The sequence below is a fragment of the Bacillus sp. T2.9-1 genome, assembly GCF_950097965.1.
GTDB lineage: Bacteria > Bacillota > Bacilli > Bacillales > Cytobacillaceae > Niallia > Niallia hominis.
Window position 1 is genome coordinate 16,750 of sequence record NZ_CATNHG010000111.1, and the last position, 14,427, is coordinate 31,176.

At 33.3% G+C, this 14,427-nt stretch carries 16 protein-coding genes; 11 read left to right on the forward strand and 5 right to left on the reverse strand.

The annotated features are described in order from the left end of the window. Positions 1 to 16: 16 nt before the first annotated feature. On the forward strand, positions 17 to 286 hold the full coding sequence (locus tag QQZ16_RS16765; RefSeq protein WP_031538091.1) for a DUF6123 family protein: 270 nt from the start codon (positions 17 to 19) through the stop codon (positions 284 to 286). A gap of 694 nt (positions 287 to 980) precedes the next feature. Here QQZ16_RS16765 and QQZ16_RS16770 read toward each other — a convergent pair. Both QQZ16_RS16770 and QQZ16_RS16775 read right to left on the reverse strand, forming a co-directional pair. Continuing rightward, positions 981 to 1,913: a DMT family transporter gene (locus tag QQZ16_RS16770; protein WP_031538179.1), complete on the reverse strand. Its 933-nt coding sequence runs from the start codon at positions 1,911 to 1,913 to the stop codon at positions 981 to 983. A gap of 16 nt (positions 1,914 to 1,929) precedes the next feature. After that, on the reverse strand, positions 1,930 to 2,319 hold the full coding sequence (locus QQZ16_RS16775) for a reverse transcriptase-like protein (RefSeq protein ID WP_235251627.1): 390 nt from the start codon (positions 2,317 to 2,319) through the stop codon (positions 1,930 to 1,932). A gap of 351 nt (positions 2,320 to 2,670) precedes the next feature. On the opposite strand from QQZ16_RS16775, the gene QQZ16_RS16780 reads away from it, so the two are divergent. Together QQZ16_RS16780 and QQZ16_RS16785 are read left to right on the forward strand one after the other, a co-directional pair. After that, positions 2,671 to 3,330 (forward strand): reverse transcriptase-like protein, encoded by a 660-nt coding sequence (locus QQZ16_RS16780; RefSeq protein ID WP_235251628.1) that lies wholly within the window; start codon positions 2,671 to 2,673, stop codon positions 3,328 to 3,330. A 30-nt stretch (positions 3,331 to 3,360) separates the two neighbouring features. After that, entirely contained in the window at positions 3,361 to 3,546 is a 186-nt protein-coding gene (locus QQZ16_RS16785) for a zinc-finger domain-containing protein (protein ID WP_031538176.1), read from the forward strand. A gap of 147 nt (positions 3,547 to 3,693) precedes the next feature. On the opposite strand, the gene cspD is transcribed toward QQZ16_RS16785, so the two are convergent. Then, entirely contained in the window at positions 3,694 to 3,894 is a 201-nt protein-coding gene (gene cspD / locus QQZ16_RS16790; RefSeq protein WP_009332654.1) for a cold-shock protein CspD, read from the reverse strand. A 397-nt stretch (positions 3,895 to 4,291) separates the two neighbouring features. Between cspD and QQZ16_RS16795 the strand changes: the two genes are divergently transcribed. The 5 genes from QQZ16_RS16795 (at position 4,292) to mntR (ending at position 9,422) form a co-directional block, all read left to right on the forward strand. Continuing rightward, positions 4,292 to 4,579, forward strand: a complete 288-nt coding sequence (locus QQZ16_RS16795) for a hypothetical protein (RefSeq protein ID WP_031538175.1) — start codon at positions 4,292 to 4,294, stop codon at positions 4,577 to 4,579. Positions 4,580 to 4,877: 298 nt separating this feature from the next. Continuing rightward, entirely contained in the window at positions 4,878 to 5,177 is a 300-nt protein-coding gene (locus QQZ16_RS16800; RefSeq protein ID WP_048716859.1) for a hypothetical protein, read from the forward strand. Then, complete coding sequence (locus QQZ16_RS16805) at positions 5,177 to 6,166, forward strand: aromatic acid exporter family protein (RefSeq protein WP_235251629.1); 990 nt, start codon at positions 5,177 to 5,179, stop codon at positions 6,164 to 6,166. The genes QQZ16_RS16800 and QQZ16_RS16805 overlap by 1 nt, the downstream gene beginning before the upstream one ends. Before the next feature lie 333 nt (positions 6,167 to 6,499). Continuing rightward, positions 6,500 to 8,656 carry a type IA DNA topoisomerase gene (locus QQZ16_RS16810; protein ID WP_284561534.1) on the forward strand — a complete coding sequence of 719 codons (2,157 nt, stop codon included), beginning with the start codon at positions 6,500 to 6,502 and terminating at the stop codon, positions 8,654 to 8,656. Between the two features lie 340 nt (positions 8,657 to 8,996). After that, positions 8,997 to 9,422, forward strand: coding sequence for a transcriptional regulator MntR (gene mntR, locus QQZ16_RS16815; protein WP_031538171.1), 426 nt, complete (start codon positions 8,997 to 8,999; stop codon positions 9,420 to 9,422). Positions 9,423 to 9,502: 80 nt separating this feature from the next. Here the strand turns inward: mntR and QQZ16_RS16820 are convergent, their stop codons facing one another. After that, on the reverse strand, positions 9,503 to 9,715 hold the full coding sequence (locus QQZ16_RS16820) for a DUF3892 domain-containing protein (RefSeq protein WP_031538170.1): 213 nt from the start codon (positions 9,713 to 9,715) through the stop codon (positions 9,503 to 9,505). A gap of 198 nt (positions 9,716 to 9,913) precedes the next feature. Between QQZ16_RS16820 and QQZ16_RS16825 the strand changes: the two genes are divergently transcribed. Then, positions 9,914 to 10,618 (forward strand): AIM24 family protein, encoded by a 705-nt coding sequence (locus QQZ16_RS16825; RefSeq protein ID WP_031538169.1) that lies wholly within the window; start codon positions 9,914 to 9,916, stop codon positions 10,616 to 10,618. A gap of 93 nt (positions 10,619 to 10,711) precedes the next feature. Here the strand turns inward: QQZ16_RS16825 and metA are convergent, their stop codons facing one another. Beyond that, on the reverse strand, positions 10,712 to 11,620 hold the full coding sequence (metA, locus tag QQZ16_RS16830; RefSeq protein ID WP_031538167.1) for a homoserine O-acetyltransferase MetA: 909 nt from the start codon (positions 11,618 to 11,620) through the stop codon (positions 10,712 to 10,714). Between the two features lie 334 nt (positions 11,621 to 11,954). Here metA and QQZ16_RS16835 point away from each other — a divergent pair, with 334 nt between their 5' ends. Together QQZ16_RS16835 and QQZ16_RS16840 are read left to right on the forward strand one after the other, a co-directional pair. Beyond that, a complete protein-coding gene (locus QQZ16_RS16835) occupies positions 11,955 to 13,643 on the forward strand; it encodes a formate--tetrahydrofolate ligase (protein WP_235251631.1) in 1,689 nt (562 codons plus the stop codon). A 122-nt stretch (positions 13,644 to 13,765) separates the two neighbouring features. Further along, positions 13,766 to 14,302 carry a hypothetical protein gene (locus QQZ16_RS16840; RefSeq protein ID WP_284561535.1) on the forward strand — a complete coding sequence of 179 codons (537 nt, stop codon included), beginning with the start codon at positions 13,766 to 13,768 and terminating at the stop codon, positions 14,300 to 14,302. Positions 14,303 to 14,427: the final 125 nt, after the last annotated feature.

The window sequence follows — 14,427 nt, forward strand, 5'->3', positions numbered from 1 at the left end:
GGAATGTACACAAAGTTTGAAAACAGTAGAGGAGTATTTGCTTTTTTTAGATGGGAAAGGCTTTTCCTTCGGTGACGATGCAATAGGTTTTATATATTTTGGCAAAGCATATACAAATGCTACAGATGAGCTTGTAATAACAGCAATTGAATGTACTTTAAAAATACAAAAGAAATTTGATGGCAGCTTTTTTGTTTCTTTGCTTGAGATGTTTATAGACAATGAACTGAAAACAAAAAAAGAAGCAATCAGCTTTATAAAAAGAAATCATTTATTTCCACTTTAATGTATTTACATAGAGTGGTTTTTTGTTTTTTCTAAAGAGGCTGTGACATAAGTATTTCAACCAACAATAAACACGAACTATAATGCGATTAACTTACATTATAGTTCGTGATTTTTTAGATAAAGGTTTAAAAACGAAGTGGAATGGAGCGGAGGACGCTCGACTCCTGCGGGAAATAGAGACGCTTTAGACCCCGCAGCGCAGCGAGGAGGGCACTGAAAAAGTCTAGTTCTCCAAATAAAATGAGGTTTTATTTATTTGAAAGCGAATAATAAGTTGGTTTGGAGAGGTGTCCGCTCGACTCCTACGGGAGATGCGAGAAAGTCCGAGACCCTGCAGGAGCGTGAGCTGTGAAGCGGCTCGGCGCTCGCCCCGGTGAGTCGTGCGGTAAGCCTCGGAAAACAAAAACCTACACTATGTTAGAATGGTTTGGTAACTACCGATTCACCAGGTAATTCACTTTTTCAGTGGCCACGCAGCGAGGAGGCTCAGCTTCCTCCCCGGCGCATCGTGCGTCTGTAGCGCAATGGAACGACTTAATTTTTACACTTAACTAGATTTAAAAACATAGATAACGTAGCTTTATTTAAGAGCTGAATTGAAGATTGTTCGTCTTTAAAGATTAGTTATTTAGTTTTGTCCCAGCCTCTTCATTAATGTGGAGAGGTACAGTAAATCTAAGGACATGATTTAATTATTTCTCAATAAAGCTACCCCGTTTAAATGCTGCAAGCAGTGTTTTCCTCGGTAATTCGGAAAAAACCATTCCTAATAAAATCAGCATACAACCAATCGTAGCACTAGCTGTTAACTGTTCATTATTAAATAGGTATGCAGTCATTGCTGCAAATACTGGTTCGGTTGCAAAAATCAACGCAACCCTAGTAGAATTGGTATATTTTTGTAAGCTTGTTTGGATTATAAATGCAACAGCAGTAGCAAGGATAGCAGTTATGAGTAAAGCAATTATTACTTCTTTGTGAAAAAGGATATTCACTTTAAAATTAGCTTTTGGATTTTCAAATAAAAAGCTACCAATAAACCCAAGAATTGAAACTGTCAAAAGTTGCATAATTGTTAATAATAATGTGGGATATTGTTTGCTATATTTTCCTGTTAAGATGATTTGCAATGCAAAGCCTATCGCACAAATAAATACAAAAAAGTCACCAATATTAAAAGAAAATACATTGCTTATCGTTAGGAGATAGAGGCCAATTGTTGCAATAATAACACCAATAATATGGTTGATCAATAAAGCTTGTTTCATAAAAAGATACATAAATAAAGGAACAAGCACAACACTTAGTCCAGTTATAAAACCTGCTTTCGAGCTAGTAGTATAGACAAGCCCAATTGTTTGAAAAGCATAGCCGATAAATAAACAAATACCTAAAATAATTCCGGCTTTTAAACAATGTATATTTATTTGCTTCAGTTGGGAAGGCTTAAATAGAAGTAACCATAGAAATAAAAAAAGAGCAGCTAGGAAAAAGCGAATCCCATTAAAGATAAGTGGTTGTAAAAAAGCTATTGCATTTTGAACGATTACAAAGGTCGAACCCCATATTAGAGCAACAAATAAAAGGGATAAATCTGCAAATCTTTGGGAAGTAAGTATTTTCAACGGATGATTCCTTTCCTTAATTATTTTTTCTAATGGCAAGTCTTGCTAATTCATCGGCTGTTTTATTATCATTACTTGGAATCCATTTAATAAAAAATAAATCCAATTCTCTTATAAGCTTTAAGGCTTGATCAAGGAGAGGAGCATATTTTTTATTTTTAGCGAATTCCTTTTCAACAGCTCGACTTACTAATTCAGAATCTGTACGAAAGCTCACTGTGCGATAGTTTTGATTAATGCAGATTTCTAAAGCTTTAATGAGTGCATAATATTCTGCTTCATGATTACTCATTAACCCAAGTGGGAAGGAGTATCTTTCTGCAGAACCATGCCCTTTTATAAAAATGCCAGCGCCACTAGGACCAGGATTTCCAGCACTGGCGCCATCAATATAAACTTCAATCATTTTGATACCTCCTGAAATTTTGATATGATTAATCAATGACTGTACTAGTTATTTTACATTTAGTTTTCATACAAAACGTAATAGCTGTATATATATCATTAAATATGTAACCTAGTTAATAAATAGTAGATAGGCTCCTATTGATGAATTGAAAAATGATATAATGACAAGCAAGGGTTACTGTAAAAAGTACAATGTATAAATGAAACGATGTAAAATATTATAAATGAAAAAAAGTTGTGATGGTAATGTTTTTTATAATTTCTTTAGGAGTAGCTTTTTATCCAACTACTAAGCAATAAGACCTCGAAGCTTCGAAAGTTACTTTACTTATAGAAAGGTTGTACCGTTATGAAATACAAATTGGAATATACATTTCAGATGAAGAAAAAGAAGGAAGGTATTCATTTTACTTCTGATTGGATCCAATCAGCTCTTGCTCTTGAAATGGGGGAAGAACTGGAGAAACGAAATGATACAAAGGATCTAATTTTTTATGATGAAAAAGGAACAAGCTGGACTTTAAAGGAATTACGAAAATTGAATGAAGAAATGGAAGAGGAGCCACATGATTTTACGGTATATTTTGATGGCGGCTACCACAAGGAAACAAAAACAGCAGGAATCGGTGTTGTTCTTTTCTTTCAGCAGGGCAAAAAGAAATTTAGAGTTCGGGCAAATGAACTATTTCATGATATTCTTTCTAATAATGAAGCAGAATACGCAGCTCTATTTCACGCTTTAAATCTTTTGGAGGAACTAGAGGTAAGGGATGTTACTTGTGAAGTAAAAGGGGATTCACAAGTAGTATTGAAGCAATTAGAAGGCGAATGGCCATGCTATGAAGAGGACTTAAATAGATGGCTTGATCGAATTGAAGCTAAAATAAAAAAATTACATTTAAATATGATATATACTTCTATTGGAAGAAATGAAAATAAAGAAGCGGATAAGCTTGCAACGCAAAGCCTAGAAGGAAAGCGTATCTATAGTAAAATGCAATTGATTTAATAATCGTTATAAATAAAGGAGGGGTGGAGCTTGGAACGAAAGAAACTGATTGAAGAAGCAGATGAGTTAATGAAAGATTATTGCAAAGATTGTTTTTTATATCGACAAAATAAATTAGAGTTAGGAAAAAGAGGAGCTCACCGCTTCTGTATTTCGCAGTGTACGGTGGGATATAAGCTAAAGGAATACGGGGAAAAGTTATCTGGTGCGAAGTAGGGGGAACATACTTCCACCTTTTTCTCTTATATTAAGATTCGAAAAGAACTAGTTGTATTAATAAGGGCAAAAATAAAGGGGACTTCTCAAGAAGAAAACTTCTAGAAAAATCCCCTGACTACTATTATTAATATATTTGTTTATTAATTATAGTTTAACAACATTAGCAGCTTGAGGTCCGCGGTTTCCTTCAACGATTTCGAAAGAAACTTCTTGTCCTTCTTCTAATGACTTGAAACCTTCGCCTTGAATAGCAGTGAAATGTACGAATACATCGTCTCCACCTTCAACTTCGATAAATCCAAATCCTTTTTCGTTATTGAACCATTTTACTTTACCGTTTTGCATATTAAATTTCCTCCTAAGCCTTTCAAGACACATGATTGGTGCCTATAAAATAAATATTTTCATAGAACAAAATAATAATAGAAAATAATTATTCTGAATTTTGTTAAATGATGTCTATAATATACACGATAACCTATATGTAGTCAAGGTTTCTAAGCGTTTTTTCTGAAAACTTCACCGAAATTTTGAAAAGGCTTACTTGGTTGAAAACAGATAGAAAACGGATACAATAAACCGGGAATATTATTAATAGTTTCTTCAAGTGTGAGACCTTTCCTTTTTCATCAATTTATATCATTTCTTGACTTTGATAAAATATTTCATAAATAATCATTTTCAACATATGATGAAGTAGCAGTTTTATTTTTAAAGGAAATAGAATAAGAAGGTGGCTATAATGTATCGATTTTCGATTGAAAATGAAAATTGGATTTTGCGATTTACACCGAATACTGTATTAGAGGATGGCAGCAAGGAGGCAGTTGTAAAAAGCATTCTTCAATTAGGGAATGTGTTACCCACTTTTTCACATGGGGAGTCCTTTGTCATTATGGTTAAAAAAATCGGCTTAATCGTATTCAATGTAGAAAAGATCCCATCTCTTATTTTAACTGTATCGAATATTATTGAAAAAGAAAATTGGTATATCCAAACAGACAGTAAGATAAAAAAGTATTTTATGTGAACTAGCTAACCAGCTAGTTTATTTATTTTATCATGTGATTGAAGGTGAATTTTGATATAACAGACTTGATTCCGCTTTCATTTCTTAACGTGAAAAAACGAATACTAGTGGGATTTTCTATGGATTTTTTCTTGCAAAAATTTCCTATGAAAAAATAATTCTCGAACTTATTGAATTATAAGGCAAAATGTGTTTTTATTAACATGATTACAATAATTAAGTAAAGTTTATTTTTGGATAAAAATAAACGAATGTCATTAGGTAAAAAACTATAAATAAAAAGGGAAGATTTATTAAAATGATTGAAACGATTGTAAAGAGCAGTCAAAGTCCGTATTATGAAATATCCAGAGAAAATCAGATGATACTTAGCCCGTTTGAAGGAACTGTAAATGAAATTCTAATGAAAGAAAAAGCTTATTTTTATGAGTGGGAAACGATTTTAACTATTAGAACTTTAGCAGGGGAAATAAAAGATGTAAGTGTTCCTTTTAGTGGATCTGTTGTGGAATTATTAGTAAAGCCTGGTGATAAAATTGCCATAAATACGAGGCTAGCTTCTTTACAGGATGATTTACTAGTTACTGGTTGTGATTAATGATGCAAATGCAAAGAGCTTTGCAAAAATTAAAAAAGTATAAAATTGGTTATCGTACATTTAAAACAGCAGTGGCAGTTAGCATAGGTATATCTATTGCTCAGTTTTTCCACTTAGATTTCTATGTATCTTCTGCGATAATAACAATCCTGTGTGTACAAAATTCCAAAAAGAAATCACTTCATAGTGCCTTTTCGCGTTTTATTGCATGTATGCTTGCTATTCCATTTTCGTATATTTTCTTTGAGGGAATTGCTTTTGAGCCCTATATTATTGGGCTGTTACTATTATTATTTATCCCAACAACGGTTTTATTGAAGGTAAATGAAGGTGTAGTAACAAGTACGGTTATTATTCTTCATATTTATTCTACCAATCAAATGTCGTGGCAGGTTGTATTTAATGAGTTAGGCTTAATTATAATTGGAATTGGTGCAGCATTACTTGTTAATAGTTATATGCCAAGCCTCGATAAAGAAATGAAAGTACATCAAAAAGATATCGAGCAATACTTTAAAGCTCTTTTGATGGATATGGTTGTGTATCTTCGCACAAAGGAAATGAAAGAAGATTTTGCATTAAAGTTTAAACAAGCATCTGATGAAGTGCAATTTGCTAAATCCGTTGCATATCGTGATGTCGAAAATCATTTTTCTAGAAAAGAAAATTATTATTATAAATATTTTACGATTAGAGAAAAGCAACTAGAAATCATTTCTAGGCTATTTGATCGGATTATAACTGTCGAAACGCTTGATAATCAAAGAGAGCTTGTAGCTGACTTTTTAGAAGAACTGAGTTTATGTGTCCATTCAGGTAATACAGCTGTACTGTTTTTAAGTAAGCTTCAGCGACTAGAGGAAATGATTAAACACGATAAACTACCGAATGATTGGCGTTCTTTTGAGGAACAAGCACATGTCTTTTTTGTCTTAAAAGAATTAGAACAGTATTTACAAATAAAAAAATCTTTAAAGGTAGCCTATTAACATTATGCTCCTTCTAAAACTTTATAATGGACGGGGACTCTAATACAGTTATGGTCTCCGTCTAATTAATTTAGTATAGCATGAAAAAAAACAATAATGAGCGTAATTTGATAGCTCAGCATTCCCCCACACCATTATCTTCTTTTTAATTCTCTTCGTTGTAAAAGGTAAGAAAAATGAATATATATAATGAAGTCAATAAAAATCTCTAAATTACTCCATTTGCATTTTTATAAATTTACCCCTTTCTATACATTTCTCTTTTTTGCGATTATAATGTTATCTTGTATAAAAAATATTAATGAATGTAAGAAATGAAAAAAGGTGATATAGATGAAATTAATATTGGCGGAAAAACCATCTGTATCTAAAAATATTGCAGATGCATTAAAAATAAAAAATAGACAAGATGGCTATTTTGAAGGAAATGGCTATATTGTTACATGGGCATTCGGACATTTATTGCAATTAAATGATGCAAAAGATTATGATGAAAAAATGGCTACGTGGAAACTAGAAAACTTTCCTTTTATCCCAAGTAAGTTTCAATATAAAGTGAAGTCAGATTCTAAAAATAAAGATAAGCCAGATCGTGGCGCCGAAAAACAGCTTAAAATCATCCACAGACTGATGAAAAGATCAGATGTAGATACAATTATTTCCGCATGTGACTATGATCGAGAAGGACAGCTTATTGGGGATAGTATTATTTATAATTTAAGAACCGAAACCGAAAAGGAAGTTTATCGTTTATTATTGAATGAATGGACGCCTAAAGAAGTATTAAATGGATTAGAAAACCTTCGTTCCAACAATGAACTGCGTCCCTTACAAGATGCAGGTGTTAGCAGACAATGGGCAGATTGGCTAATCGGGATTAACTTAACATCTGTTGCCACTTTAAAATATCAAAAGGGCAAAGGGAAGGCTTTAAATATCGGAAGAGTCTTACTACCTACGCTTAAGATCATTTATGATCGTGATAAAGAAATTGAAACCTTTGTTCCAGAAAATTATTATAAACTACAAGCAACCTTTTTAACGGAAAACGGAAGCAGTTATTTAGGTGCTTATATAGAAAATAGGGAAGAAAAGTTTAAGTCGGAACAATATTTAAAAGAGTTAGAGGAACAGATTAACGGGAAAACCGCAATTATAGCAGATAAAAAGGTGCAGAAGAAAAAGGAATATCCACCGTTTTTATTTAATCTTTCTAATCTTCAAGGCTATATAACTAGTAAATATAAAGGTTGGACAGCAGATAAAGTATTGAAGGTAGCACAAAGTCTGTATGAAAAAAAATATATAACGTATCCGAGAACAGCAAGCATTGCTTTAGAAGAAAGCCTTATTTCGAAAACGGAAAAAGTAGTAAATCTTCTTGCGGCAGATTTACCATTTAAAGAGGAAGTTAAATTTTTTCCATCCAAAAGAATTTTCGATAATAAAAAAGTAGAGAGTCATAGTGCAATTATTCCTACGTATGTATTGCCTAAACGATTAAGCCAAGAGGAACAACAAGTATATGAGGCGATAAAAAATCGTTTATTAATGCAGTTTATGCCAGTTGCTGAGGTAGAAGAGACAAAAATCATTACAAGTATAAATCTTCTAGAACTTAAAGGTAGCTTTATAACGAAAGGTAAGGTTCAATTAGTAGAAGGCTGGAAAAAGATAGAGAAAATTCAATCGAAAGATGTTATGCTTCCAATGGTACAAGTAGGAGAAGAGGTTTTCACTAGCGATGCAGTAACAACAACTCATACTACCCAGCCTCCAAAAGAGCATACGGAAAAGACATTACTAAGGCTGATGGAAACATGCGGAAAAAATTTTGATGCGGAAAATGAAGAAGATGTTTTAACCATCTTAAGTGGTTTTAGTATAGGAACGCCAGCAACACGTGCAGAAACAATAAAGAAGCTTAAGGATATAGGGTATATTGAGGCAAAAAATAAGAACTTAGTCTGCACTGATTTAGGAAGAAGAATAGTTGATACATTCCCCATTAAAGATCTATTTAATTTAGATTTTACTGGGAAACTAGAAAAAGATCTATATGATATGGAAAAAGGGCAATTTAGCAAAAAGCAATTTTTGCAAATGATCAGTAACTTCACATCAAGCGCAGTGGAAACGATAAAAAACGAAGCAGATGTCATTATCCAAGAAGTAACATATGTTAAACAAACGACAGAAGTGTTGGGGAAATGTCCTGTTTGTGGACATTCTGTAGTGGAAGGAAAAAAAGGATTTGGCTGCAGTAATTGGAAGAATGGTTGTAAATTCGTCATTTGGAAGAATGATAAATTTCTTGCAACTATGAAGAAAAAACCGACGAAAACAATGGTTAAACATTTACTGAAAAATGGTAAAGCTCCTGTTAAAGGTTTAGTGAGTAAAAAAGGGAATAAATTTGATGCAATGATGAAATATGAGAAGAATCAAGATAATGAATATTTTAGTTGGAAAATGGAATTCCCAGAATAGATTTTCCTCGAATTATCTCAGTAATACTATAGGTGAATAAAGCAATTTTTATCCTATTAGTGGAAGCAAGACAGCTATATAAAAAATCTAACGTTTGAAAGAATCTTGTTTCCCCTTTTTTTTTATAGTAAAATGCTAAAGAAATGTTCTTTTAATCCATGCCTTTTTTAAAGGCTATTTCTTTCCACTAAAATTGCTTTATATTTGTTCGATAAAAGTTTTTGATATTCAAATAGTGGGAGTCCTTTTTTAATGGGCAGTACATACATAGATAAAAACGCAAATAAATATTTTCGAATAGAATAGAAAAAGGAGAAATCCTGGTAAAGGAGGGGTTGAATTGCCGACACCTAGTATGGAAGACTATATTGAACGCATTTACAACCTAATTGAAGATAAAGGATATGCAAGAGTATCAGATATTGCGGAAGGCTTATCTGTACATCCCTCCTCTGTGACAAAAATGGTTCAGAAATTGGATAAGGATGAATATCTTGTTTATGAAAAATATAGAGGCTTGGTTTTAACACCAAAAGGAAAAAAAATCGGTAAACGCTTAGTATACAGACATGAACTCTTAGAGCAATTACTTAGAATTATCGGAGTAAAAGAAGAGAATATTTATGAAGATGTGGAAGGAATAGAGCATCATTTAAGCTGGGATTCTATTGATCGAATTGGTGATTTAGTTCAATTTTTTGAGGAAAATCCAGAGTATACGAAAGTATTAAAAATAATTCAGCAAAAAAATGATTCGCTAGAATAAAGAAAGGGTAATTCTCTCTAGGTATATGCTAAAGCAGCATGATGCCGACAGAGAATTGCCCTTATTTTTTTTGAAAGCAGTTAAAAGATAGATGGATAATTGTCAAAGCTATCTATAATGGAAAAAGATAAATCCTCTTCCTCTTGTACATTTTCAGTGATTTCTACCCCCTCTATAACACCTGTTTCAATATCCATCAATGCTTTACGATAAGAAATAACTCTTCCGTTTGAAGTTTTAAAACTAATAATGTCTCCCATATAATTTCTTTCAACAGCGATAATTTTTTCCATTCTACTTTGCTCCTTCCTAGTAAATAGATAAATCTTATCCTTCTACTAAACAATAGTATTTACAAATGTAAGGGGAATTATCATACTTTATTTTACATTTACAGTAGTAAATATATTTATTTCTACCCTATTTATATATTTTCATGCAACTTACTAGATGATATCCTTAAATTAACAATTTATTGAAGAGGTGAGAGCATGGGAAGATATGAATTAGAAGAATTCTTGGCAAAGACAGAGCAAAAAGATAAGAATGAGGGAGTTTTTGAGTTAGAAACAGAAAGAATGCTTGAAATAAATTTAGCGAGTCAAATATGGGCGAAAGCTGGAAGTATGGTGTCATATCGTGGAAATATTCGATTTACACGGGAAGGGATTTTGGAGCATGGTATAGGAAAGATGTTTAAGAAAGCACTTACAGGAGAAGGCGCTTCATTAATGAAAGCAGAAGGGAGTGGGAAGCTATATTTAGCAGACCAAGGAAAGAAAATTTCTATTTTGCATTTAAATGGAGATTCCATTTTTGTAAACGGTAATGATCTTCTCGCTTTTGAACCAACAATCAAATGGGATATCAAGCTAATGAGAAGAATTGCAGGCATGCTTTCTGGTGGTTTATTTAATATAAATCTAACTGGAAGAGGAATGGTTGCGATAACATCTCATTACGAACCACTTACGCTACGAGTTACTCCACATAACCCTGTTTTTACAGATCCGAATGCTACTGTTGCATGGTCTGGAAACTTGCAGCCAGAGTTTGTAACAGATATTTCGCTTAAAACCTTTTTCGGAAGAGGAAGTGGAGAATCGATACAGATGAAATTTGCAGGAGAGGGATTTGTCGTTATTCAACCATATGAAGAAGTTTATTTTACAAGTGGTAGCAATAATAATGGCTAAATTGGTTGGGAATGGCATAATAGCGAGGGGGTTCGCGGGTCAATCGACTTCTACCCTCGCTTTTTTTGTATCTTCTTAAGCTAGCTCTCTATTTTATTTCCATTCGTAAGGTGTTTCTTGGTAGACATAATAGTTCAGCCAATTAGAAAACAATAAATGGGCATGTGAGCGCCAACTATTTAAGGGCTGCACACTCGGATCGTTATTTGGAAAATAATGCAGCGGAAGATGGATGTTTAATCCTTTTTCTTTATCCCTTTTATACTCCTCTGCTAATGTAACAGAATCATATTCTAAGTGGCCAGTCACCATAATTTGTTTGCCACTATTTGCGCTAACGATAAAAGCTCCAGCGTCTTCTGAGGCAGATAATAGCTCTAAATCAGGATGTTCTTTAATTTCTTGTATCGATACATTTGTATGTCTTGAATGAGGGGCTAAAAAGCTATCATCAAAGCCGCGCATTAGCTTATCAGATGGATTTAAAACATAGTGAGAATAAATTCCATAACATTTTTGATCTAATTTATATTTATTTATTCCAAAATGGTGATAAAGAGCTGCTTGGGCTCCCCAACAAATATGGAGAGTAGAAGTAACATTAGTCTTTGACCATTCCATAATTTTCGTTAATTCTTCCCAATAATCGACTTCTTCAAAACTCATTAATTCTACAGGAGCTCCTGTGATAATCATACCATCGTATCTATTTGTTTTTATTGCCTCAAAGTTTCGATAAAATTGTTCAAGATGATATGGACTCGTATTTTTTGATTCATAGGAAGCTGTTCTTAAAAAGGAAATATTTACTTGTAAAGGCGTATTTCCGAGCAAGCGCAATATTTGAACCTCTGTTTTTTCTTTTTCAGGCATTAAGTTTAATATTAATATGTTTAATGGGCGAATATCCTGTGCTTTTGCCCGACCTTCATCCATAATAAATATATTTTCATCTTCTAGTATTTCTCGTGCTGGCAAAAGATGAGGGATTTTTATTGGCATATAGGTATGTCTCCTCCTAATAATCATCTTATTTTGTATTTCCATAGTAGAAATAGTAGTGTTACATAAAATGTTTGGTGTTTATATATGTTTGACGGTAGGAACTTTCTATAACCGATAACATAGCTTATTATAAAATTGATTTGAATATGTCGCAATCATAATGTTTGGAATTTTTTAAATGATAGCATATTTTCTATGTTTATATCGAAAATCTTTTATTAAGGGAATGCCATGGTAGTTGATACATGAAAGTGATTTTGTCGAAACGTGTACTTATAACATGGTTTTTATTGTACAATAAAATGGAAGGTTAAAATTGCAGAGGAAAATCATGGAGGTAAAGAAAGAAATGAAATCTGACATCGAAATTGCTCAACAAGCAGTAATGAAACCAATCATACATATTGCCGAGAAAATTGGCCTATCTGACGATGATATTGAATTATACGGAAAATATAAAGCGAAAATATCCTCACAAGCCTTGATTGACTTGAAAAAAAATAAATCAGGTAAATTAATTCTTGTGACGGCTATTAATCCAACTCCTGCAGGGGAAGGGAAATCTACTGTGACAGTTGGTTTAGGCGACGCATTAAATAAATTGCAAAAAAAAGCAGTCATTGCCATGAGAGAACCCTCTTTAGGCCCCACAATGGGCATAAAAGGAGGAGCGGCAGGCGGCGGAAATGCCCAAGTGCTACCTATGGAAGATATTAACCTTCACTTTACTGGAGATCTTCATGCAATTACCACTGCTAATAATGCTTTGGCTGCATTAGTTGATAACCATATTCATCAAGGCAATGAATGCCGCATTGATCAAAGAAGAATTGTATGGAAAAGAGCAGTCGATTTAAATGACCGTGCCTTAAGAAAAGTAGTAATCGGCTTAGGAGGTCCCTTACAAGGAGTACCTAGAGAAGATGGATTTGACATAACAGTCGCATCTGAAATTATGGCTGTATTATGTTTGGCAGCAGATATCACCGATTTAAAGAAACGATTATCCCAAATGGTTGTTGCCTATAATGTAGATAAAGAGCCAGTCACTGTTGGTGATTTGGGAGTAGAAGGGGCACTTACTTTATTGTTGAAAGATGCGATAAAGCCAAATTTAGTTCAAACGATTGAACATTCTCCAGCCATAATCCATGGGGGGCCATTTGCTAATATAGCCCATGGTTGTAATAGTGTCATCGCAACAACAACAGCTGCTAAATTAGGCGATTACGTAGTAACAGAAGCAGGATTTGGAGCAGATTTAGGTGCAGAGAAATTTTTGAATATTAAGTCGAGAAATAAAGAGATAAACCCAGAAATTGTCGTTATTGTTGCAACGATTCGTGCATTAAAAATGCATGGAGGAGTTGCAAAACAAGAACTCTCTTTAGAAAATACTGAAGCTTTAAAAACAGGCTTTGCAAATTTACAAAAGCATGTGGAGAGCATTCAAGAATTTGGTTTACCATTTGTTGTTGCGATTAATAAGTTCGTGACAGACACAGAGGCGGAAATTGAGGTACTGAAACAGCTTTGTGAACAAGCGCAAATTCCAGTTGCCTTAACAGAAGTGTGGGAAAATGGTGGAGATGGAGGTGTCGAATTAGCCAAAAAAGTGTTAGCTATATTGGAGCAAAAGGAACAAAAATTTGAACATATTTATCCATTAGATGCTTCTATCGAAGAAAAAATACATACAATTGCATCGAAAATTTATGGAGCAAAAAGTGTTGAATATTCTTCTAAAGCAAAAAAACAGATAGCAGACTTTGAAAAATATGGCTGGGCTAATCTTCCAATTTGTATGGCGAAGACACAATATTCTTTATCAGATGATCCTTCGTTAATTGGCAGACCACAAGGATTTTCGATTACGATTCGTGAATTTAAGCCTTCTATCGGGGCAGGATTTCTCGTGGCACTTACCGGTGATGTTATGACAATGCCGGGATTACCAAAAAAACCCGCTGCCTTAAAAATGGATGTAGACGAGAACGGGAAAGCAGTAGGGCTATTTTAAATAAAGATAAATTTAGCAATCAAGTGCAAGTATTCGTTGCCAATAGTAGCTGCGTTATTTTTTTGTATGCTGCTATTGGGAAGTTTCTTGCGCTTTTTAAAAAGTAAAGAAGGAGAAAATGAATGTTTGATCCCACTGCCTTTGAAAACATGAGAACCGTAATGGAAGGCCTTATTTATGACAGTGATTTAGATGGGAAAATTGTCGTTTTAGACCGGAATGATTTATTTAATAGTAGTAAATTATCAAGAAATTATACGATTACGTTTAGGTTGAAAAATCAGCAAAACGCAAAGTTAACATTCGAACTATCGGCTGATTTGCAAAATTTATCTGCAGAGCTACTGCCAAATACAAACAAGGAAGCCTTAATTGGTGCGACTATTTATATTCACCTTTATTTACGCCATAAAAAGTCAGATATACTATATCATACCTTGCAAAATAAAGTCGAAGATATATGGGGAAAAGAGATGAAGATTGTCCAGGAAATTAGTTATAATCCACTTAATGCTGATAAAATAGTAAATAATCATATTACTATTGATTTTAAACGCTTCATTACCGAAGAACAAATAGATGATATGATCATTATGATGGAATTTATGGAAAAAACATTGATTTCCCTTTACTCTATTGATGCATTATTAACTGTATAAGTCCTGCGGTAATATGTCAAGTACCAAAATCTAAGGAATTGGAAATTGTAAGCCAACCAATACCTAAAAAAGACAATACTTAAGAAACCCAGTAAGATATTAAACCATTTACTGGAAAATATTGA

Coding starts and splice junctions, on each gene's coding strand:
- QQZ16_RS16835 (WP_235251631.1), top strand. CDS start 11,955: ATGGAGGTAAAGAAAGAAATGAAATCTGACATCGAAATTGCTCAACAA.
- QQZ16_RS16805 (WP_235251629.1), top strand. CDS start 5,177: ATGATGCAAATGCAAAGAGCTTTGCAAAAATTAAAAAAGTATAAAATT.
- QQZ16_RS16800 (WP_048716859.1), top strand. CDS start 4,878: ATGATTGAAACGATTGTAAAGAGCAGTCAAAGTCCGTATTATGAAATA.
- QQZ16_RS16825 (WP_031538169.1), top strand. CDS start 9,914: ATGGGAAGATATGAATTAGAAGAATTCTTGGCAAAGACAGAGCAAAAA.
- QQZ16_RS16795 (WP_031538175.1), top strand. CDS start 4,292: ATGTATCGATTTTCGATTGAAAATGAAAATTGGATTTTGCGATTTACA.
- QQZ16_RS16840 (WP_284561535.1), top strand. CDS start 13,766: ATGTTTGATCCCACTGCCTTTGAAAACATGAGAACCGTAATGGAAGGC.
- cspD (WP_009332654.1), bottom strand. CDS start 3,894: ATGCAAAACGGTAAAGTAAAATGGTTCAATAACGAAAAAGGATTTGGA.
- QQZ16_RS16775 (WP_235251627.1), bottom strand. CDS start 2,319: ATGATTGAAGTTTATATTGATGGCGCCAGTGCTGGAAATCCTGGTCCT.
- metA (WP_031538167.1), bottom strand. CDS start 11,620: ATGCCAATAAAAATCCCTCATCTTTTGCCAGCACGAGAAATACTAGAA.
- QQZ16_RS16820 (WP_031538170.1), bottom strand. CDS start 9,715: ATGGAAAAAATTATCGCTGTTGAAAGAAATTATATGGGAGACATTATT.
- QQZ16_RS16810 (WP_284561534.1), top strand. CDS start 6,500: ATGAAATTAATATTGGCGGAAAAACCATCTGTATCTAAAAATATTGCA.
- QQZ16_RS16780 (WP_235251628.1), top strand. CDS start 2,671: ATGAAATACAAATTGGAATATACATTTCAGATGAAGAAAAAGAAGGAA.